Annotated in this window: 23 protein-coding genes; 6 read left to right on the top strand and 17 right to left on the bottom strand. The window is 61.9% G+C overall.

Features of this window, described 5'->3' with window-relative positions; all coding sequences use genetic code 11:
* Positions 1-26: 26 nt before the first annotated feature.
* From ACJRW5_RS03855 to ACJRW5_RS03890, 8 genes are read right to left on the bottom strand one after another with little or no spacing between them, the layout of a single operon-like run.
* On the bottom strand, positions 27-905 hold the full coding sequence (locus tag ACJRW5_RS03855; RefSeq protein ID WP_484569213.1) for a metal ABC transporter solute-binding protein, Zn/Mn family: 879 nt from the start codon (positions 903-905) through the stop codon (positions 27-29).
* Positions 902-1,807 (bottom strand): metal ABC transporter permease, encoded by a 906-nt coding sequence (locus ACJRW5_RS03860; protein ID WP_484569214.1) that lies wholly within the window; start codon positions 1,805-1,807, stop codon positions 902-904. Before ACJRW5_RS03860 ends, ACJRW5_RS03855 begins: the two co-directional genes overlap by 4 nt.
* The gene (locus ACJRW5_RS03865) at positions 1,804-2,562 is read right to left on the bottom strand and encodes a metal ABC transporter ATP-binding protein (RefSeq protein ID WP_484569215.1); all 759 of its coding nucleotides are present in this window, start codon (positions 2,560-2,562) and stop codon (positions 1,804-1,806) included. The genes ACJRW5_RS03860 and ACJRW5_RS03865 overlap by 4 nt, the downstream gene beginning before the upstream one ends.
* Entirely contained in the window at positions 2,559-3,497 is a 939-nt protein-coding gene (locus ACJRW5_RS03870) for a metal ABC transporter substrate-binding protein (RefSeq protein ID WP_484569216.1), read from the bottom strand. The genes ACJRW5_RS03865 and ACJRW5_RS03870 overlap by 4 nt, the downstream gene beginning before the upstream one ends.
* 15 nt (positions 3,498-3,512) lie before the next feature.
* Positions 3,513-4,079, bottom strand: a complete 567-nt coding sequence (locus ACJRW5_RS03875; RefSeq protein ID WP_484569217.1) for a DUF6162 family protein — start codon at positions 4,077-4,079, stop codon at positions 3,513-3,515.
* Positions 4,076-4,396, bottom strand: a complete 321-nt coding sequence (locus tag ACJRW5_RS03880; protein ID WP_484569218.1) for a hypothetical protein — start codon at positions 4,394-4,396, stop codon at positions 4,076-4,078. The genes ACJRW5_RS03875 and ACJRW5_RS03880 overlap by 4 nt, the downstream gene beginning before the upstream one ends.
* On the bottom strand, positions 4,393-4,932 hold the full coding sequence (locus tag ACJRW5_RS03885) for a thiamine pyrophosphate-binding protein (RefSeq protein ID WP_484569219.1): 540 nt from the start codon (positions 4,930-4,932) through the stop codon (positions 4,393-4,395). The genes ACJRW5_RS03880 and ACJRW5_RS03885 overlap by 4 nt, the downstream gene beginning before the upstream one ends.
* Positions 4,929-6,140 (bottom strand): PepSY-associated TM helix domain-containing protein, encoded by a 1,212-nt coding sequence (locus ACJRW5_RS03890; RefSeq protein ID WP_484569220.1) that lies wholly within the window; start codon positions 6,138-6,140, stop codon positions 4,929-4,931. Before ACJRW5_RS03890 ends, ACJRW5_RS03885 begins: the two co-directional genes overlap by 4 nt.
* A 300-nt stretch (positions 6,141-6,440) precedes the next feature.
* Here ACJRW5_RS03890 and dusA point away from each other — a divergent pair, with 300 nt between their 5' ends.
* On the top strand, positions 6,441-7,451 hold the full coding sequence (gene dusA / locus ACJRW5_RS03895; RefSeq protein ID WP_484569221.1) for a tRNA dihydrouridine(20/20a) synthase DusA: 1,011 nt from the start codon (positions 6,441-6,443) through the stop codon (positions 7,449-7,451).
* On the opposite strand, the gene ACJRW5_RS03900 is transcribed toward dusA, so the two are convergent.
* On the bottom strand, positions 7,421-7,747 hold the full coding sequence (locus ACJRW5_RS03900; RefSeq protein WP_484569222.1) for a transcriptional repressor: 327 nt from the start codon (positions 7,745-7,747) through the stop codon (positions 7,421-7,423). The genes dusA and ACJRW5_RS03900 overlap by 31 nt on opposite strands.
* A 196-nt stretch (positions 7,748-7,943) precedes the next feature.
* Here ACJRW5_RS03900 and tal point away from each other — a divergent pair, with 196 nt between their 5' ends.
* Entirely contained in the window at positions 7,944-8,870 is a 927-nt protein-coding gene (gene tal / locus ACJRW5_RS03905) for a transaldolase (RefSeq protein ID WP_484569223.1), read from the top strand.
* A 92-nt stretch (positions 8,871-8,962) separates the two neighbouring features.
* Here tal and rssC read toward each other — a convergent pair whose 3' ends face one another.
* Positions 8,963-9,445: an anti-sigma factor antagonist RssC gene (rssC, locus tag ACJRW5_RS03910; protein WP_037050692.1), complete on the bottom strand. Its 483-nt coding sequence runs from the start codon at positions 9,443-9,445 to the stop codon at positions 8,963-8,965.
* Positions 9,446-9,453: 8 nt separating this feature from the next.
* Complete coding sequence (rssB, locus tag ACJRW5_RS03915) at positions 9,454-10,638, bottom strand: two-component system response regulator RssB (protein WP_484569224.1); 1,185 nt, start codon at positions 10,636-10,638, stop codon at positions 9,454-9,456.
* Positions 10,639-10,850: 212 nt separating this feature from the next.
* On the opposite strand from rssB, the gene ACJRW5_RS03920 reads away from it, so the two are divergent.
* On the top strand, positions 10,851-11,150 hold the full coding sequence (locus ACJRW5_RS03920) for a PilZ domain-containing protein (RefSeq protein ID WP_484569225.1): 300 nt from the start codon (positions 10,851-10,853) through the stop codon (positions 11,148-11,150).
* Positions 11,151-11,206: 56 nt separating this feature from the next.
* Here the strand turns inward: ACJRW5_RS03920 and ACJRW5_RS03925 are convergent, their stop codons facing one another.
* The gene (locus ACJRW5_RS03925; RefSeq protein ID WP_484569226.1) at positions 11,207-11,911 is read right to left on the bottom strand and encodes an MlaA family lipoprotein; all 705 of its coding nucleotides are present in this window, start codon (positions 11,909-11,911) and stop codon (positions 11,207-11,209) included.
* 105 nt (positions 11,912-12,016) lie between these two features.
* Here ACJRW5_RS03925 and ACJRW5_RS03930 point away from each other — a divergent pair, with 105 nt between their 5' ends.
* From ACJRW5_RS03930 to ACJRW5_RS03940, 3 genes are all read left to right on the top strand, one after another.
* On the top strand, positions 12,017-12,427 hold the full coding sequence (locus ACJRW5_RS03930; protein WP_484569227.1) for an acyl-CoA thioesterase: 411 nt from the start codon (positions 12,017-12,019) through the stop codon (positions 12,425-12,427).
* 62 nt (positions 12,428-12,489) lie between these two features.
* Complete coding sequence (gene pcrP, locus ACJRW5_RS03935) at positions 12,490-13,209, top strand: HAD superfamily inactivated hydrolase PcrP (protein ID WP_484569228.1); 720 nt, start codon at positions 12,490-12,492, stop codon at positions 13,207-13,209.
* Positions 13,210-13,327: 118 nt separating this feature from the next.
* The gene (locus tag ACJRW5_RS03940; protein ID WP_037050680.1) at positions 13,328-13,594 is read left to right on the top strand and encodes a DUF4404 family protein; all 267 of its coding nucleotides are present in this window, start codon (positions 13,328-13,330) and stop codon (positions 13,592-13,594) included.
* A gap of 49 nt (positions 13,595-13,643) precedes the next feature.
* On the opposite strand, the gene queF is transcribed toward ACJRW5_RS03940, so the two are convergent.
* From queF to ACJRW5_RS03965, 5 genes are all read right to left on the bottom strand, one after another.
* Positions 13,644-14,474 (bottom strand): NADPH-dependent 7-cyano-7-deazaguanine reductase QueF, encoded by an 831-nt coding sequence (gene queF / locus ACJRW5_RS03945; protein WP_484569229.1) that lies wholly within the window; start codon positions 14,472-14,474, stop codon positions 13,644-13,646.
* Positions 14,475-14,690: 216 nt separating this feature from the next.
* Positions 14,691-17,759: an efflux RND transporter permease subunit gene (locus ACJRW5_RS03950; RefSeq protein ID WP_484569230.1), complete on the bottom strand. Its 3,069-nt coding sequence runs from the start codon at positions 17,757-17,759 to the stop codon at positions 14,691-14,693.
* Positions 17,756-18,778 (bottom strand): efflux RND transporter periplasmic adaptor subunit, encoded by a 1,023-nt coding sequence (locus tag ACJRW5_RS03955; RefSeq protein WP_484569231.1) that lies wholly within the window; start codon positions 18,776-18,778, stop codon positions 17,756-17,758. Before ACJRW5_RS03955 ends, ACJRW5_RS03950 begins: the two co-directional genes overlap by 4 nt.
* A 217-nt stretch (positions 18,779-18,995) precedes the next feature.
* Positions 18,996-19,790 carry an ABC transporter permease gene (locus ACJRW5_RS03960; RefSeq protein ID WP_484569232.1) on the bottom strand — a complete coding sequence of 265 codons (795 nt, stop codon included), beginning with the start codon at positions 19,788-19,790 and terminating at the stop codon, positions 18,996-18,998.
* The gene (locus ACJRW5_RS03965; protein ID WP_484569233.1) at positions 19,787-20,719 is read right to left on the bottom strand and encodes an ABC transporter ATP-binding protein; all 933 of its coding nucleotides are present in this window, start codon (positions 20,717-20,719) and stop codon (positions 19,787-19,789) included. Before ACJRW5_RS03965 ends, ACJRW5_RS03960 begins: the two co-directional genes overlap by 4 nt.
* Positions 20,720-20,755: the final 36 nt, after the last annotated feature.

The following is a 20,755-nucleotide window of genomic DNA, read 5'->3' on the forward strand; positions in this document are numbered from 1 at the left end:
CATGGCCGGGTACAGCATCGCTTGCGTTACTGACGAGAAAGCCCGTCAATGACCTGATCGGTTATCTCAGCCAACGCTGTCACCGGCTCGTCAGACGATGCGTCGATCACCAGCAACTGTGCACCGGCCTCCTGCAGAACCGCCTGCAAGGCTTCATCCACGGGCCGGTCGCTCAGCACCAGGCGCACGTCGTTATCCTCCAGCGCGGACTGCAGCAGCGCGGCCTGGTTTTCGCCCTGCTCACCTTCTGGCAGTTCGATCACATCGAGGTTGAGGCTGGTGGTGAGGTACTCGAAGCCGGGGGAAAGGCTGGCGACGCTGAGGTTGTCCAGCTGCGCCAGACGGCTCTCGTTCTCGGCACTCAAGGTCAGCAGGCGCTGCTTAATCTGCGCCAGATTGGTCGCGATCTGCTGCGAGTCATCGGGGCTCAGACGGACCAGGTCCGCCGCCATCACGTCAGCCATGCGGCCAAGATTGTTGCTGCTCAGCCAAGGCTGCTCGGCCAGCGCATCGCCGCTCTGCGAGCGCAGTGCGATGCCGGGTAATGCGCCGTCCACGGGGCGCGCCGCATCCACTTCGACGATACGAATGTTACTGCGCCGTGCCATGGGATACAGCGGATCGTCCGGCCACAGCGAACGCAGTGCGATCACCGCATCGGCCTCGTTTGCCGCCTTTTCCAGTGCGCCAGCGCCGCGCCCACTGAAATAGGAGATCTGCCGGCTGGCCGGGAGTCTGGCCGGGGCGGCACGTACCACCTCGACCTTGGTGCCTTGCAGCAGCGCCGAGCCGAGGCCATGAGTCACCGGCAGGCTGGTCAGCACGCGAATGGGTTCTGCTGTCGCCATCGATGCAGCGAGCACGGCACCGACAGCAACGGCGAGATTGAGCAGTTTCTTGTTCATCCGAAGTTCCCTTTGAGACTGGGCAGCAGGCCACGGGCAATGGCGGCGCCGGCAAACACGATGCCGGCCATGATGATGATCGAAGCACCGGACGGCACCGGCAGCTCCAGGGCGATGGGCAGGAAAATGCCGATCAGCGTGCAGAAGGTGGCGATCAGCACCGACAGCCAGAAGAAGCCCTTGAGCGACTGGCTGAGCAGGCGTGCGGCGGCGGCCGGAATGACCAGCAACGCACCGACCAGAATGGCGCCGATGACCTTGACGGCCGCGACAGTGACCAGCGCCACCAGCATGACGAACAGGTAGTCCAGCGGTTTCACCGCCACCCCACGTACAGCCGCCAGCTGCGGGTTGAAGCTGGCCAGCATGAAGCGGTTGTACAGCGGCACGGTCAGGGCCATGACCAGCAGCGAGACCATCGCCAGTACGCCGAGATCCTGTGCATTGACGGTCAGTACCGAGCCGAACAGCACGTTCTCCAGAATATGGATATTGATGCGCCCGGCCAGCACCAGCAGCAGGCTGGCGCCTACAGCCAGCGATACGGAGAGAAACACGCCAATCAGCGTATCCGGTGACAGGCCGGTGCGATTGCGCAGGTAGTTGAGCAGCAGACCGAACAGCAGGCAGTAACCGAACAGGCTGCCATAGGGGCCGGTGTAAGGCTCGCCGAGCAGAATGCCGATGGCGACGCCGGTCAGCGCTGCGTGACCAACGGCCTCGGAGAAGAAGGGGAAGCGTTTGACCACCACCAGCGTGCCCAGCCCGCCGAGCACCGGACCGATCAGCAGCCCGGCGAACAGGGCATTGATGACGAAGCCATAGGCCAGTGCTTCAGGCAGATAGCCAGCAGCGGCCCATCCCTGGATCAGCAGCCGCAGCTGTTCAAAAAAGCCGCTCATACCTCGCCCTCTCCGCCAAGCTGAGGATGACTGGAAAACAGCTGCAACAGGCGCTCCGGTTTCAGCGCCTGTTGCGGCGCATCATCGAACAGCACCCTACGGTTCAACCCCGTGGCTCGATCGGCCAGGCGACCAACCGCGCCCAGGTCGTGCTCGACCCAGAGCACGGTCACGCCGGCCTGTCGCCAGTCCTTCAGCAGTCTTTCGAACACGCGCATGCCCGGTTCATCCAGAGCGGCCATGGGTTCGTCGAGAATCAGCAATTGCGCAGTCGGCACCAAACCCTGGGCCAGCAGCACGCGCTGACGCTCACCGCCGGACAAGGCGCCCATGCGCCGCTTGCGCTTGTCCAGCATGCCGACCCGCGCCAGCGCTTCGTCGATGGCTGCAGCGTGACGCCTGGACAGACCGAGAAAGGCCGGGCGTACCTGACACATGGCGGCCATGAAGTCGTCCACCGTCATGGGCAGGCCACGGTCGAACTCCAGCGCCTGCGGTACATAACCGATGACACCGGGCGCATCCGGCCAGCTCAGGCTCAGCTCGCCACGGTGCGGCATTTGCCCGAGCAGGGTCTTGATCAGCGAACTCTTGCCCCCGCCGTTGGGGCCGACCAGAGCATGCACACTGCCGGCTTGCACCTGGAAAGATATCCGCTCGAGGATGGGGGTACGACCCAGCTCGAGGCTGACTTCGGCAAAATCGATCGAGGGCCCGGTAATCGTCACAGTCGGCAAGGTTTCGACCGCCGTCATGCACCGCTCTCCTGAATCGCACGCACCACGGTATCGAGGTTGCGGGTCATCTCTTCTTCGTATTTGCCCGCGCTGTAGTCGCCGTAGGAGATGTGCGTGAGCGGATACAGGTGTACGCCAGATTCACGCTGGATGGTATCGACGTAGGTCGAAGGGAAGTCCATCTCCGAGAAGATCACCTGCACGTCCAGATCCCGTAGCTGGTCGATGGTCTTTTTCAACTGGCTGGGGCTGGGTTCGATGCCATGCGCCGGCTCGACCACGGCGGTCACCTCCAGGCCGAACTCACGCAGCAGGTAATCATAGGCGCCGTGGATGGTCGCCACGCGCAATTCGGCCCCGCGCTCCTGACTCAGCCGGCTGAGCGCATTGGCCCGCAGGCTACGCAGACGCTTGCCATAGGCGCGCGCATTCTGCCGATAGGTCTTGGCGTTATCCGGATCGAGCTTGCCCAGCTCCCTGGCGATGGTATTGATCTGTGCGATGGACGCGCTGATGGACAGAAACGTATGCGGATTGACCACCTTGCCGGCACCACGTGCAGCCTGCCCCGTGGCCGCCAGCAACGGCACGCCTGCGTTGGCCTCGATCAACGGCAGGTCCGGCTTCTCGCTGGCGGCGATCATGCGCTCGGCGAAATCGTCATGGCCCACGCCGTTGAGCACGACGACATCCAGGCCGCCGATGCGCTTGATGTCCTCGGCGCGCGGTTCGTAGGCATGCGGGTTGAAACCAGCCGGGATCAGCGGCACCACTTCGGCCTTGTCGCCGACGATATTGCTGACGTAGCTGTAGTAAGGATGCAGGGTGATGCCGACGCGCAGGCGCTTGCCTTCAGCCGCGTGGGCCAGCGTGGGTAACAGAACAGCGCTCAGGCAGAGAAGGAAGGCGGCCAGCATTCGGCGCCGCAGCGGGAAGCGAGAGTAGGTCGACATGGAAAAATCCGGAATTCAGTGGCGGTGTTGGCGGGTAACGCCTGCGTCGAACTCGCTGAACACCTGGCGCCAGCCAGCAGCGCTCAGCGCCTGTTCGTACAGGTCGATCGGGGCGTCGTTGAGGGCCGAGCGATTGAGCCAGACGCTGGCCTCCTCGCCGTCGAGCAGCAGCAGAAACGACCCGGCCGTATCCTCTGCATTGCTGCGGCCGAAATAGGCGTCGCTGGTTTCGCTGTGCAGCAATTGCCACACGTGTCCACCGCGGTTGATGCTACTGGCATCGGCGATGAACGGAGGAAAGCCCTCCTCTGCCAGCTGCGCTGGCGTTGGCAGGCGCTGCTCGTCCTCCTGATACAGGCGAATTTCGTCGAGGGCGACCAGCAGATCGGTATGAATACCCTGCTCGGCAGCGTGCAGATCACGCCGCGCATCGAACTGCTCGGAGGCCTCAACGACGCTCTGTTGCGGCTGAGCCTGTAACATCACGACCAGCCCGGCGAGCAGCAGGATGGCCAGCGCCAGCAAACCCACATAGAGCGTTTCGTGCCCTGCACCTGCAGGACGAATCACCTGGGTGCTCATGGTGCCTCGATGTCCATGTGGTCGATCTCCACCACATGGCCGGGGCCGGCGTCGAACAGGACATAGAACTCGCCGTCAGGGCGTTTGAAGCTCAGGCTGGAATCGCCGTCGAGCTTGCCAGCGACGAGAATTTCCTCGTCGTAGCTGATCACGTCCAGCGTCACGCCCGGAGCACCACTGCCATCAGAGAAACCACCAACGCAAACAATCTCCTCATCACCCTGCGGTTCGCACTGGCAAACCGGGTTATGCGCCAGCGCCAACGAGCAGAACGCGCCGGTGGTTGTCAGCAGCAATAAGCGGTACAGGTTTTTCATGGTTTGCCTCCTCGTTGATTCAGCCAGGCATGGGTAGCGGGCGATGCCTGGGACATCGGTATGGATGCCTGATGCAAGGTGCCATCCCAGCCTTCCATGGTGATCCACAGCTCGGCGTCGGCCTTGGTACGCGGCGGGATGGGCAAACTGGCGCCCATGCGATAAGGACTGCCGAAGAAGATCGCACCGGCAGCGCGCAGACTGCGCGGTTTGCCGATGCGCAAATAGGTTGCCTTGACCTGATCGATGCAGGTCGTACACAACGCGGCATTGAAGCTCTTCATGTAACCGGCCGGTCCTTCAAGCCGCGGAGCTTCATCACGCAGCTCGGCCAGTCGCAGACTCCACGGGCCGACCTGCACCTCACCGGCTTCACGCTCGCCGAGTCCGCTCTCGCCACGGAACAGGGAAACGTCCTTGAAATACTTGGGCATGAAAGCCAGCGGGATGATCACCAGCAGGATGTTCAGATGGAAACGCCACTTGTGCCACAGCCGGCCCAAGGGCGTGGATGGCACTGCTGCTGCCTTGCTCATGACTGGCTCTCCGAGGCTTCACCGATACGAATGGGCGCTGGCTTCTCCGGTTTGCGCTCACGCGCGACACGCGGCTTGCGCTTGGCCAGAGCAGCGGTTGCCTGGACGGTGCGTTTGCTCCAGATCAACAGCCCGCTGAGCACCATCATGCTCAGCAGCAGGCCGAACACGAACCACACCAGCTTGAGCCACAGCCCGCCAAAATCACCGGTATGCAGCGGGCGCATCGACTCGGTGACAAACTCGAGGGCAGAACGGTCCGACAACAGGCGAGTCTGGTCGACGTTGGCGGTGTAGGGATTGACCGCAGCCGACTGGAACATCAACGGATACCAGCCACGGCCGCCGACGAAGATATGGCTGTAGGCGTTGCCCGGCAGGCTGACGAAGCTGGCCTCTAGCCCTGGAATGCGTTGTGCGGCGATGTCCACGGCACGATCGATGTCGATGCGCGACACACTGCCCCCCGGCTCGACAACCGGTACCTCTTCACGCGCCACGACCGGCGGTATGCCTTCGGTTGAGATGGAAATGTGATTATCGAAAAGCAGCGCCTGAATCAGAAACCACACACCGGTGATCGAGATGACGGCAATGAACCAGATCGACCAGATGCCGGACAGGCGGTGAAAGTCTCCCCAGAAAATGCGCGCGCCCTGGTTGAAGCGCAGCGTCGGCTTGAAGAAGCCTTTCCAGAACTTCTTGTAGACCACCAGCCCGGTCACCAGAGACGCGAGCATCGGCAAGCCCATCAGCGATACCAGATACCAGCCCCAGCTGAAGCCATTGGTAAAAGGCACCAGCCACCAGCCATGCAGCGCCCGGGTGAACTGGCGGAAGTCGAACTGCGGGCTGATGCCCTGAATGTCGCCCGTATACGGATTGACATAGAGGGTCGGCGAAGTGCCGTCCGGATAGCTGACCCGGGCAGTGAGGGCAAAGTGGTCCTCCTGCGGACGGCTGATCGACTGCACGAAAAGCTGCGGCTCGGCGCGGCTGATGGCCTGCAGCACCTGGCCGTAACTCAGGCGCTCGGCATCATCCGTCGGCTTGCTGGCACGCACATCCGGGTTGGCCAGCCAGACGATCTCCTGACTGACCGTGGCCAGGGTGCCGGTGACACAGATGATCAGCAGGAAAAACCAGACCGGCAGCGCCAGCCAGCTATGAACGAGGAACCAGATTCTGGAGCGGGACTTCTTTGACATCGGCAAACCAGGGGTTGAACGCCAAACGGGCGGTGACTAGGGGGCGGAGAAGCACAAGTCGTGTGTTCATCTATATAGGACGGATGAGATGGGAAAAACCTGCAGGTGCAGGTGAAAAAAATTTCCATTCCGCAAAATTCACGTCCACCCAGCGGGCGAACCCGCGGCCCGACACGCTAGACATGGTCTTTCTTGATAGAATCGCCACCCTTTATTTCCCGCCGAACGCTCCCGACCGCCTCCAGCCCTGTCGAGGCTGCAGAGACGGGTGAAGCCAGCCTTCAACAGCCCTGATTGACGATGCCTGAAGAATCGAACCTTACCCCCACCAGCACGCGCCCTGCCCTGTCCCGCCGCTTCTCCGTGGCGCCGATGATGGATTGGACTGACCGCCACTGCCGCTACTTCCTGCGCCAGCTGTCGAAGCATGCCCTGCTGTATACCGAGATGGTCACTACCGGGGCACTGATTCATGGCGACCGGGAGCGTTTTCTGCGTTACAGCGCGTGCGAGCATCCAATCGCGCTGCAGCTTGGCGGCAGCAATCCGGCAGACCTGGCGCAGTGCGCGAAGATGGCCGAGGAACATGGCTATGACGAGGTCAACCTGAACGTTGGCTGCCCCAGCGACCGGGTGCAGAACAACATGATCGGCGCCTGCCTGATGGGCCATCCGGCGCTGGTCGCCGATTGCGTGAAAGCCATGCAGGATGCGGTAAGCATTCCGGTGACGGTCAAGCATCGTATCGGCATCAACGGCCGCGACAGCTACGCCGAGCTGTGCGACTTCGTCGGCCAGGTGCGTGAAGCTGGCTGCCGCAGCTTCACCGTGCATGCACGCATCGCCATCCTCGAAGGCCTGTCGCCCAAGGAGAATCGCGAAATTCCGCCGCTGCGCTACGACGTGGCCGCCCAGCTCAAGCAGGATTTCCCGGATCTGGAAATCATCCTCAATGGCGGCATCAAGACCTTGGAAGAATGCGAAGCGCACCTGCAGACCTTCGACGGCGTGATGCTCGGTCGCGAGGCGTACCACAACCCCTATCTGCTGGCACAGGTGGACAGCCGCCTGTTCGGCGCCAGTGATGAGAGCATCAGCCGCATGGATGCCCTGCTCGCCTTGCGCCCCTACGTCGAACAGCACCTGCGCGAGGGCGGCACCCTGCACCACATCAGCCGTCATGTGCTCGGCCTGGCTCAGGGATTCCCGGGCGCGCGGCGCTATCGCCAGCTACTTTCAGTGGACATCCATAAGGTGCAGGACCCGCTGGGCCTGCTCGATCAGGCCGCCGAGCTGCTGCGCGGACACTGATCCAGTGCCGTCAGGCGATAGCGGCTGCGCCCTGTCGCCTGCACCATTCCATTTTCCGCCATGCGCCGCAGCACCTGGCGCACGCTGATCAGCGATAGCGGCTCGCCCGCTTCATTCAATTGCTGATGCAACTCCCGAGCGGAGACACCCCGTTCCTCATCGGCAGTGCACAGAGCCTCCACCACCTTGAGCCTAGGCATACTGAAGCGCAAGCCAACGGCCTGCAGCCATTCACGGCACTGACGTGTATCCGGCATATCTTCAAGTGAACGAGAGGGCTGGGTCTGGGTCGACATGATTCGTGCTCCTTGGCTGCTCTCTTCGAGTCGGACTCCACCGACTTCGGCGCGTTCTGACGTGCTGTCATAGATAAAGACGAACGAGCCGGCAAAAAGCGCATACCAAGAAGGTAAATTTTGTCAGTGACCAGACCGTTGAGCCTCCAGGGCACCTCGGGTAAGGTCATGCCATCTGCAACGACAAGGCCTCGTCATGACCTCCAAGCTGGAACAACTCAAGCAGTTCACTACCGTAGTCGCCGACACCGGCGACCTGGATGCAATCGCACGCCTGCAGCCGGTGGATGCCACCACCAACCCTTCGCTGCTGCTCAAGGCTGCCGCCTTGCCGCGCTACGCCGACCTACTGCGCCGGGCAATCGATGCCGGCAAGGGTGATCTGGGCCTGGCCTGTGACCACTTCGCCGTTGCAGTTGGTCAGGAGATTCTCAAGGTCATCCCCGGGCGCATCTCCACCGAAGTGGATGCCCGCCTGTCGTTCGATACTGCAGCGACCCTAAGCCGTGCCGAGCGCTTGATTGACCTCTACGACCAGGCCGGCATTGGCCGTGAGCGGGTGCTGATCAAGATCGCCTCAACCTGGGAAGGCATCCGCGCTGCCGAGCAGCTGGAAAAGGCCGGCATCCAGACCAACCTGACGCTGCTGTTCGCCTTCGCTCAGGCCCAGGCCTGCGCCGATGCTGGCGTGTTCCTCATCTCGCCATTCGTCGGCCGTATCTACGACTGGTACAAGAAAGCCGAAGGTCGTGACTTTGTCGGCAACGAGGACCCGGGCGTGCAGTCGGTCTCGCGCATCTATGACTACTACAAGGCCAACAGTTACAAGACCGTGGTGATGGGGGCGAGCTTCCGTAACCTTGGCCAGATCGAGGCGCTGGCCGGTTGCGACCGCCTGACCATCAGCCCCGAGCTGCTGCAGAAGCTGGCCGAGGACGATGGCCAGCTAGAGCGCAGGCTCGCTCCGGGCGCCACCAGCGAGACACGCCAGAGCCTCGATGAAGGTGCCTTCCGCTGGGCCATGAACGAGGATGCCATGGCCACCGAGAAACTGGCCGAAGGCATCCGCCTGTTCGCCCGCGACCAGGAAAAGCTCGAAGCGCTGCTGACCGCCAAGGCCTGAACGCAAAAAGGGGCGTCAGCCAAGCTGACGCCCCTTTTCGTTGCCCGTTCGAAACGCAGGGTGCGCACAGCGCACCCACAGAAAACAATCGATCAGTGCCGCTCGAGCGCACTGACCAGGTCGTGAAAGGCCTCACGATTGGAGTCATTCAAGCCCATCAGGATACGGTGCGCTTCCAGCACCTTGGCCTTGACCACTTCTTCGGATTGATCCTGCGACGGCAGGTCATCCAGACACTCCGGGCACGGAATCGGCCGATTGACGATATTGAACACCTGATCGAAGCCCATGGACTCCAGCAGGCGCGTGATGTCGTCATGAGTGGTGACAACGGTCGGCAACAGACCAACCTTCTGCCGCGACAGAATGGACAATTTGGCCAGCAAACCGAGGGTTGTACTGTCGATACTGCGGGTTTCGGTCAGGTCGATGACGATGGCCGAAAAATTCAACGCGGTAAAAATCTTTTCAATCGTGGCATCCAGCGCCGAACACAGCGTAAGGCGGACTTCGCCGACGAACTTCAGGACGAAGGTGCCATCCTGTTCGGCAAATTGGATGCGACCGGGGCTTATCCCAGGGTTCATGCAAGGTTCCTGCTCAACACCAGCAAGGCGATATCATCCGGCATCTCTCCGAGATTGGCCAGACCGAGAACTTGACGCAAACCACTCAGCGTCCCGCCAGCCTGGCTAACCAGTTGAGGCAAGGCCACTTCCTTATCTTTCAGAGTGTCGCCCGGCAACAAATCGAGAATGCCATCGGACAGCAGAGTCAGGCTGAAAGACTTCGGTAGCGCCATGACCAGATCACTGTAGTCAGCCTCTTCGAACAGGCCGACAGGTAGGCCACGGCCCTCCAGGTAACGTGCCTGACCATTTTCGAACAGCACGGGCAGCGGTAGATGACCGCCGATGCTGTAGGTCAGGGTGTCGCTTTCCTGGTCGATCACGCCACCGAGCATGGTCACATGCTTGCCCAGCTTGCAGTTGATCAGGCCGCGATTGATATGACCCAGCACATCGGACGGCTTGAACTGCGGCAATTCGCCAGCACGCCGCCACTCGTAGAGCAGCCGCGTGGTCATGAACTTGAGCAGCACGGTGACGAAGGCCGAGGAAGCACCATGCCCGGACACGTCGGCCAGATAGAAGCCGATGCGGCTGTCATCGATGCGGAAGTAGTCGACGAAGTCGCCGGACAGGTACAGCGAGGGGATGATCTGATGGGCGAACGTCAGGTCATCAACCTGCCAGGGCGTCACCGGCAACATGTTCATCTGCACCTGGCGCCCGGCGTTCTGGTCTTCCTGCAGCAAGTGCAGGCTGGCCTGCAACTCACGATTGGCTGCCTCGAGCTTTTCCCGGTAGCGCTGATTCTCGACGCGCAGTCTCGAGCGATCGAGCGCGCGGCGCACCGAGTGCTCGAGCACAGCGAGGTCTTCGAGTGGCTTGATCAGGTAATCAGCGGCACCGAGACGCAAGGCTTCGACAGCGTCATTCATGACCCCTGCACCGGAAACCACGATCACCGGCACTTCGACACCCAGCGCGTTGATCCGCCGGATCAGCTCGAGCCCATCGACCTGCGGCATGCGCAGGTCGCAAATCATCAGGTCGGGGTTTTCCTGCTGGAAGACTTCCAGCCCCTGCAAACCGTTAGTGGCTTGCAGTACCTTGAAGCCGCTGTCCTCGAGATAGGCCGCGAGGCTTGCACGGACGACATCGTCGTCATCGATGATCAGCAGAGTGGCACTGGTTTTGTGCATGGGGTATCCAGGCAAACTGCGCCAGGGCAATTTTGGTCACTGCCCGTGGCGCGGCGCCGCATGACGGCGCCAGGGCGATTTCAAGGGGCAGACGGTACTCCCATCTGCCGGCCGATTCAAGCCGGAACCGGTCGTCGTTCGGCGGCTTTACAGGGCAAATCGGCGAGGGTTATAAGAGCCGCGGGAGAGCTCATAAGAAGAGGACAGGGTCCATGAGTCAGAATGATCGAGCGTACAGCGAAAAACGCGACTACATCCGCATGCGATTGGAAGCTCCAGTCGTCCTCCATCATGCTGGCCGGGAAATTCCTGCAATGTGTCTGGATCTCTCCAGCACCGGCATGCAAATCGAAGCCGAAGTCGAGTTGAACATGGGCGACAAGGTCAAGGTGCACATCCCTTCCGAGCACAGCGAGCTGGCAGGTCTCGACGCCCAGGCCGAGGTTGTGCGCATCAGTGATCTAGGTGATGGCCGCCAGTCGCTGGGGCTGGCAATCATCTCCATGAGCTGAAATCTGCATTTACGAAAAAGGCGGCCATCGGGCCGCCTTTTTCGTATCAGCAGAGCTTAGAAGTCGTCTTCGACCTCGCCATCCTTCACCTTGAACTCGCGGTTCTGCAGGTAGGCATTGCGGACGAAGATGTACTTGTCGCCACTGATCAGGCGCTCGGCCGAGAGCAGGCTGGCGCGTGTATCGATCACCTGTACACCACGCGTGACGTTGCGCGTCGGTACATGGTCGATATATGGGTATGGCGCAAGCAGGCTGTCAGGCACACGCCCGGTTGCATCACGCACGCTGCTTGGGCCAAGGAACGGAATCACCAGATAAGGGCCGCTGCCCAGGCCCCAGGCGCCCAGGGTCTGACCGAAGTCTTCGTCACTTTTCTGCAGGCCCATGTGCTTGGCCACGTCGAAGAAACCCAGCAGGCCGAAGGTAGTGTTGAAGATCAGGCGGCCAGTATCGACACCGGCATCATGGAGTTTGCCCTGCAGCAGGTTGTTGGCCAGGTTGCCAACGTCACCGATATTGCCGAAGACATTGTGCACGCCGTCTTCCAGAAACTGCGGCGTCACAGCCTGATAACCCTGCGCGACCGGCTTCAACGCATAGGTGTCGAGCGTATCGTTGAAGCGAAAGATGGCGCGGTTGAACCCCTCCCAGGGATCCTCCTCAGTCGCCGCCAGGCTGACTACAGGCAGACAGCTCAGGCCAACGAGCGCTACCAGACTGCCCAGACGCGCGATCCAGCGAGCACCGATCACATGCATTGAATTCTCTCCTTGAGGGAAATAATGTGGCCACCGCCAGCGGCCAGAATGCCGCGTAGTATAAAGCCAGGAGCCCTGCTTGGGGCAGCGTAGCGATCAAACACGATGAGTGACAACACACTGCTGCACACCGCACACATTCCCGTACGCTGGGGCGATATGGACAGCTATGGGCATGTCAACAACATCATCTACATGCAGTACCTGGAGGAAGCTCGGGTCGCCTGGCTGGAACTGGCGGGCGTGCCCATGAGCAACGTGCCGCAGGGCCCGGTGGTACTGCAGACCCAACACACCTACCTGAAACCCGTGGTCCACCCCGCTACCGTGATCGTAGAACTGCGCGCCGGTACCGTCGGACGCAGCAGCCTGATCGTCGAACATCGGCTGAGCACGCTGGACGCACCTGACACCCTGCATGGCGAGGGTTATTGCAAACTGGTGTGGGTGGACCATGGCAGCGGTAAATCCGTGCCGCTACCGGAACACGTTCGCACCCTGCTCGCCGTCACCTAACGGTCATGTTTTAGTCATCCGTGAGCGTTAGATTGGCTCAGGCCCCTGCCACGGATGCTCCCATGCCCTATTCCTCCCCCACTGCCATGCTGTTCGAGCTGTCCGGCTGCCTGGTCGATTTCGGTGCTCGCACCCTACCTGTCGCGCTGCAGCGACTGCATCCGGACCGACCGCTTCTCGACCTATCGGGTACGCCACAACGGGCTCTGGAGAACCTGCTGGGCACAGCCGCGACAGATGCCCAGCTGCAAGCCCTGCAACAAACCCTGAGCGAAGTCGCGGATGAGCACGCCGAGCTGACCCCTGGCGCCGAACGCCTGCTCGCACACCTGCAGCAGCATGACATCCCCTGCGCATGGCTCGACCGCCTACCTGCCGATGCCAGCCTGCGTCTGGCGCAGGCCCTGCCAGGCGCGGTCACCGCCGTGTTAGCGGAGCGTGGCAGAGCCTGGCCCGCACCGGACGGCTGCTGGCAGGCCCTGAGTCAGCTGGGTGTCGAGGGCCTGGATGGCTGCATTCTGGTCAGCGGCAACCCGCAACTGTTGCGGGCAGGACTCAACGCCGGTTGCTGGACCATCGGCCTGGCGGCCTGCGGTCCACTCTGCGGCCAGGCACCTGGCGACTGGCAAGCGTTGACGACAACCGAACAGGAAAACCTACGAGCCGACGCCACACTCCATCTCTATCGCCTGGGTGCGCATTCGGTGGTCGACAGCCTGAATGAAATCGAGGCCAGCCTGGAAGATATCGCCCTGCGCCGTAGCAAGGGCGAAAAGCCTTGAGCACTTGACCCGAGTCAGGCAAAGCACCCGCGCTTGGATTAACCTTCAGGTACGGGCTGAAAACTTCCGGCACCGCCTGGGGTCAATGCCTATGCCGATTCGACAAGGAGAGAACTCTATGCCAGCAAGCGATCTGCAGCAGCAACTGGAAGCCCTCCAGCAACACCTGGCCCAGGATACGCCGCTCAGTGAGGAAGAACGGGCATCGCTGTACCTGCTGACCCAGGAAATCGAAGTACAACTGGCGCGCGAGGCTGCGGCAGCACCGGACGCGACCCTGGTCGACGGCGTCAACCTGGCAGTGGAACGCTTCGAGGCCAGCCACCCGACCCTGGCCGGCACCCTGCGCAACATCATGCAGAGCCTGGCCAATATGGGCATTTGACTCCGCTACCCCATGAAAAATGCCGCCCAAGGGCGGCATTTTTCATGGCTCACTGGCGGGCCAGCCGGCCGTTAGTCGTGGTGACCGCCTCGGTGCTGCGGTAGGGGTTGATATCCAGCCCGCCACGGCGCACGTAACGCGCAAAGACGGTCAATGACTGCGGCTGCAGCAGGCGCTGCAGGTCGAGAAAGATACGCTCGACGCACTGCTCATGAAAATCGGCGTGCTGACGGAAGCTGACCAGATAGGCCAGCAGGCTGGCGTGATCCAGCGCCGCGCCGTGGTACTGCACGACCAGGCTGCCCCAGTCCGGTTGACCGGTGACCGGGCAGTTGGATTTGAGCAGATGGCTATGCAGACTCTCCTGCACCACACGAGTGGTATCGCAACGCAGCAACTCCGGTTGCGGGTGATCGTATGCGCTGACACGGATATCGAGGTCGTCGATGCACTGACCCGGTAGCGTCGCCACCCCATCGGCCGCCACCTCGGCCAGCGAACGCAAGCGCACCGCCACCGGCTTGCCGGCTACCGCAGAAAGATCACGCACCAGCGTCGCCTGCAACTCGTCCCAGCTGGAGAACGTGGTCTGATTCAGCGAGTTGAGATAGAGCTTGAAAGATTTTGACTCGATGATGTTCGGCGAGTCGGCCGGGATGGCGAACTCGGCGATGGCCACCACCGGTTTGCCGGACGGCAACAACCAGGACAGTTCGTAGCAGTTCCAGTAGTCCACGCCCTGATACGGCAGATTGGCGCCATCGAGGCCCAGCTCGGCCCACTTGGTCGTCCGCGAGATGGGAAACAGCAACTCAGCGCTGTACTCGGCAATGTACTGGCTGGACTTGCCCAGCGGGGAATGTTCGGCGGGGTGCTGCATGGCGTGAATCCGGGTTGGAGAAAACCGGGCGAGTTTAGCCGGTTGGCCGCCGTGCGGCACCTGTGAAGTACGCCAGCGATGACCTGTAGCCCGGATGCAATCCGGGGAGATCGGCCGCAGTATTCCCTGAATGCATCCAGCAACGCCTCTGATCCGTAGGAGGGTTTCAGCCGCAACAGCCTTAAAAGCTCGCCGCTGAAGCGCCTCCTACAGAATTCAGACCGCCACCGGCGCCTCGTCGATCTGCCGCAGAGGCGCCCAGCGGCGCAGCAGCAGGTACAGCGTCGGAATGACGTAAAGGGTGAAGAAGGTCCCGACCAGCAAGCCGCCGACGATCACCAGACCGATCTGCTGACGGCTTTCGGCGCCGGCGCCGCTGGCAATCGCCAGCGGCAGCGAGCCAAGCACCATGGCTCCGGTAGTCATCAGGATCGGTCGCAGACGCTGCACCGAGGCCTCTATAACCGCCTCACGCAGCACTCTGCCCTCGCGCAGCAGCTGGTTGGCGAACTCGACGATGAGGATGCCGTGCTTGGTGATCAGACCGATCAGGGTCACCAGGCCGATCTGTGAATAGATGTTCAGCGTACCGCCGAACAGTGTCAGCGCGAGCAAGGCCCCGGCCATCGACAAGGGCACACTGAGCAGAATGATCAGCGGGTCGCTGAAACTCTCGAACTGCGCAGCCAGCACCAGGAAGATAAAGGCCAGCGCCAGCGCGAAGATCAGCGCGATACCCGAGCTGGACTCCTTGAAGTCCCGCGAGGTGCCGGTGTAGTCATACTGGGTTTCCGGCGGAAAGACCTCACGCGCCCCGGCCTCGAGATACTCCAGCGCCTCGCCGAGGGTATAACCGCTGCCCACGTTGGCGGTAATGGTCACCGCGCGCAGTTGGTTGAAGTGGTTGAGCTCACGCGGTGCCACCGTCTCGCGCACCTCGATCAGGTTCGACAGCTGCACCATACCGCCGTCGCGGTCGCGTACGTAGACGCGATCGAGATCCTGAGGGTTGCTGCGGTCGATGTCCTGCAGCTGCACCAGCACGTCATACTGCTCGCCGTTCTGCTTGTAGCGGGTGACCTGGCGACTGCCGAACAGGCTTTCCAGGCTGCGGCCGATCACCGACACATCGGTACCCACCGCCACCGCCTGCTCGCGATTGACGGTAATTTTCAGCTGCGGCGCGTTGAGTTTGAGGTCGCTGTCCAGGCCTTCCAGTCCTGGGTAACCGCGCATGCGCTCGAGCAACTGATCGACATAACCCTGCAGCTCGGCATACTCCATGGATGAACGCACGACGAAGTTGATGGGCTGATTACGTGCACTCTGCCCCAGCGGTGGGCGATTGACCGGAGTCACGCGCATACCGGCGACGTCCTGCAGTTGCGGCAGCAACTCGTTGCGAATCTGGAACTGGTTACGCGTACGATCGGCCCAGTCCTCCAGCTTCATGAAGGAGATACCCTGCGCCACCGTGGGAAAGCCGGCAACGACCAGATAGCGGTTGGTTTCCGGGATGCTGGCGTAAGCGGCTTCCACCTCACGGGCGTAGCGCGCCGTGTAGTCGATGGTGGCACCATCCGGGCCATTAAAGACACCGACAATGGTGCCGGTATCCTCAGTCGGCGCCAGCTCCGAGCGCAATCCGGCGAACAGCCAGGCGCAGCTCAGCAAAGCGCCCAGTAGCACAGCCAGCACCAGAGGCCAGGCGCGCAACGCGCCATCCAGGCTGTGCTTGTAGCTGTAGGTCAGGCCATTCAGAAAACCTTCGATCAGGTTGTACAGCCGGCCATGGCGCTGCTTGTGCTGATGCGACTTGAGCAGCAGCGCGCATATCATCGGCGTCAGGGTCAGGGCGACGAAGCCGGAGACTAGCACCGAGCCTGCCAGCGTCCAGGCGAACTCGGTGAACAGCTTGCCGGTGGTGCCCTGCATGAAGCCGATAGGCGCGAACACCGCGGCCAGGGTCAGGGTCATGGCGATCACCGCGAAGGCGATCTCGCGGCTGCCGGTGAATGCAGCCTGCATGGGCGTCATGCCCTGCTCGATATGCCGGTGGATGTTCTCCAGCATGACGATGGCATCGTCCACCACCAGACCGATAGCCAGCACCATGGCCAGCAGCGTCAGGGTATTGATGGAGAAGCCCATCAACGACATCAGGGCGAAGGCGCCGATCAGCGACACCGGAATGGTCACCAGCGGGATCAGCGTCGCGCGCAGCGAGCGCAGGAAGATGAAGATGATCAGGATGACCAGCGCCACCGCCTCCCAGATGGTGGTGAAGACGTTATCGATGGATTCGCGGATGAACTGCGAGTTATCGTTGGCCACGGTCATCTGCATGCCGTCAGGTAACAACGTCTGCACGTCGTCCCAGGAGGCAGCCAGACCATCGGAAATATCCAGCGGGTTGGCAGTGGCCTGCTTGACCAGGCCCAGGGTGACCGCCGGCAGGCCGTTGAAACGCACCACGGTACGCTCGTCACGCGGCCCGACCTCGGCGCGACCGACGTCAGACAGGCGCAGCAGATAGCCCTGGGAATCATCGAGGATCAGCTCGTTGAACTGCTCGGGCGTGCGCAGATCGGTTTCCGACAGAACGCTGAACTCACGTTCACGCGATTCGATACGCCCGGCGGGGATTTCCACGTTCTGTCGGCGCAGGGCGTCTTCCACGTCCTGCACGGTGAGGTTGTGTGCGGCGAGTTTCTCCGGATCCAGCCAGATGCGCATGGAGAAGGTCCGCGCACCGCGCACCTGCACTTCCGACACACCGGGAATGGTTTGCAGACGATCCTTGATCACCCGCTCCAGCACGTCGGTGATCTCCATGGCGCTGTGCTGCTGGCTGTGAAAGGCGATCCAGACCACTGGCTGAGCGTCGGCCTCGACCTTCTGCACGACAGGCTCGTCGACCTCATCCGGCAGCAGGCTGCGCACCCGCCCCAGGCGATCACGCACGTCGTTGGCGGCTTCGTCGGCACTGCGCCCCAGCCTAAACTGCGCGGTGATCTGGGTGTTCTCCGTACGACTGATGGAGGTGACGAAATCCAGGCCCTCGATGCCGGAAAGCACGTCCTCCACCGGCTGCGCCACCTGCGATTCCATGATCTCCGGGCTGGCACCGGGATAGGTGACCTGTACGGTGACGATGGGCACATCGATGTTGGGGTACTCGCGTACGTTGAGGCGGTCGTAGGCCATCAGTCCCAGCAACACGACAATCAACGACAGAACAGTGGCGAATACCGGCCGACGGATACAGACGTCGGAAAGCGTCACGGCTGGCGCTCCCCACTTTTGCTGCGCACAGTGAGCCCTTCGCGCACACGCTGCCAGCCGGCACTGATGACCGTTTCGTCACCCTGCAGCCCTGCGCGCACCTCCACCTGGCCATCGAAGCGTTTGCCGAGAATCACCTCACGGCGCTCGACCTTGTCATCGACCAGCAGATTGACCAGCAGCTTGTCGCCCTGCGGCATCACGGCCTCTTCGGGAATCACCAGCGCCGCGGGTCGTTCTTCGAGAATCACCGAGACGCGAACGAACTGACCAGGACGCAGGCGCCGGTCATCGTTGCCGATATGGGCGCGGATCGCCTGGCTGCGCCCGGCTTCGTCCAGGCGTGGATTGATGGCGTAGATTTCCCCGCGAAAGCGCTCGCCTGGGTAGGTATCGAGGGTGATTTCCACCGTCTGGCCCAAGCGCACCTGGGCCACGGCCTTCTGCGGAATGCGGAAGTCGACCTTGAGCGGGTCGAGCACCTCCAGGTTGACGATGTTCTGTCCGGCGCTGAGGTAGTCGCCCACACTGGCCTGACGCAGGCCCAGGGTGCCGTCGTGTGGAGCCTTGATCTGGGTCTTGTCGAGTCGCGCCTGGGCCAGCGCCTGAGCGGCACGGGCGGCCTGCAACTGGCTCTGCGCCTCATCCAGCGCTTGTGCGTTGCTGGCGCCACGCTGAAACAGCATCTGCGCGCGCTGGTGATTTTTCTCGGCAAGGTCGAGGTTGGCGCGAGCCTGGGCGAACTCGGCACGGGCGATGGCGTCGTCGAGGCTGATCAGCAGATCGCCTGCCGTCACCGCCTGGCCTTCGCGAAAATGCAGCGTTGCCAGCCGCCCTTCCACTTCCGGACGGATCATCACCGACTCATCGGAGCGCAGCGAGCCGAAGGTGATCAGCTCATCGCGAACTTCCATCTGCCTGACCGCCACGACCTCGACCATCGGTCCTTCGGCCGCGACTGCAGATAATGCGAACAACCCTGGCAACAGCCATGGCAAAGAGCGCAGCAGCGCGGTCATGAACAACCCCTTCCTCTAGGTAGGAGCTGAGTCTAACCGGCTGTTGTGGCGCTGCCAGCTGGGCAAGTTATTTCGCTATGTTTTTTCTGCCGCAGCTTAGCGCCGTAGGAGAGGCTTCAGCCGCGAGCGTCAACCGTCGCCCGGATAACGCAAACCTGTAGGCGCGGCTTGCGCCGCGAGAATCGCGGATAAATCCGCGCCTACATGAGCGGCAACGTCACTGACGCATACCGCGGCCGCTGACCAGCAGGCGGATGCACAGCGTATACAGCGCTGCCGTGGCCAGCAGCATGAAGCCGATGGCGACGCCGATGCGGATGTCCGATACGCCGAGGATGCCGTAACGGAAGGCGTTGACCATGTGCAGGATCGGGTTGCCCAGCGACACCGTCTGCCAGAATGGTGGCAACAAGGTGATGGAGTAGAACACCCCGCCCAGGTAGGTCAGCGGCGTCAGCACGAAGGTAGGGATGATCGAGATGTCATCGAAGTTGCGCGCATACACCGCGTTGACGAAGCCGCCCAGCGAGAAGATGGTCGCCGTCAGCAGCACTACCAGCACGGTCACCCCCAGGTGATGCACCTGCAGATGGGTAAAGAACAACGACAGCACGGTCACGATCACGCCCACCGCCAGCCCGCGCAGCACGCCACCGACAACGAAGCCGATGAGGATGGTATGCGGCGATACCGGGGAAACCAGCAGCTCCTCGACGTTGCGCTGGAACTTGCTGCCGAAGAAGCTCGACACCACGTTGCCGTAGCTGTTGGTGATCACCGACATCATGATCAGGCCCGGCACGATGTATTCCATATAGGTGAAACCACCCATGTCGCCAATCTGCCGGCCGATCAGATTGCCGAAGATGACGAAGTACAGAACCATGGTGATCGCCGGCGGCAGCAGGGTCTGCGGCCAGATGCGGGTAAAGCGGCGCACCTCGCGGTAAACGATGGTGCGCAGGGCCACCAGGTTGGCGGCGAATTCGCTGTTGTGGTACTGAGTCGTCATTGCGCCACCTTGGCCAGATTCTTTTCCACCAGAGAGACGAACAGCTCTTCCAGGCGATTGGTCTTGTTACGCAGGCTGAGCACCTGCACCTGCTGCTGCGCCAGTTGCTGGAACAGCGCATTGAGGCCCTGGCTCTTCTCCACCTGCACTTCCAGAGTGTGGTGATCGAGCAGGCGCACCGGGTAGCCCGTCAGGTTCGGCGCTTCGCTGTAGGAATCCTTGAGGTCGAGCAGGAACGTCTCGACGTGCAGCTTCTTCAGCAGGTCTTTCATGCTGCTCAGCTCGACGATGCGGCCATGGTCGATGATGCCGATGTTGCGGCACAGTTGCTCGGCCTCTTCCAGGTAGTGGGTGGTGAGGATGATGGTGGTGCCCTGCTTGTTCAGCTCGGTGAGAAAGCTCCACATAGAGCGGCGCAGTTCGATATCCACCCCGGCGGTGGGCTCGTCGAGAATCAGCAGGCGCGGCTGGTGCACCAGCGCGCGGGCGATCATCAGGCGGCGTTTCATACCACCGGACAGTTCACGCGAGGCGACATCGCGTTTCTCCCACAGGCCAAGCTGAGTCAGGTACTGCTCGGCACGTTCCTTGGCGATCGATCGGGGAATGCCGTAGTAGCCAGCCTGGGTGACGACGATGTCGAACACTTTCTCGAACTGGTTGAAGTTGAATTCCTGCGGCACCACGCCGAGGCAGCGTTTGAGCGCATAAGGCTCGCGGTCGAGGTCGTGGCCAAACACGTTGACCGTGCCGCCGCTCTTGTTCACCAGCGTCGAGAGGATGCCGATGGTGGTGGATTTGCCGGCGCCATTGGGGCCGAGCAAGGCGAAGAAGTCTCCTTCGGCGACGTCCAGATCGATGCCGTGCAGGGCCTGGAAGCCGTTTCCATAGGTCTTGGTCAACTGGCGAATGGTCAGGGCGGAGCTCATGAAGATGGGGTTTCCCGCGCGAGAGTGAGGTCGTTA

This window comes from Pseudomonas pichavaramensis, from assembly GCF_050473265.1.
Classification (GTDB): domain Bacteria; phylum Pseudomonadota; class Gammaproteobacteria; order Pseudomonadales; family Pseudomonadaceae; genus Aquipseudomonas.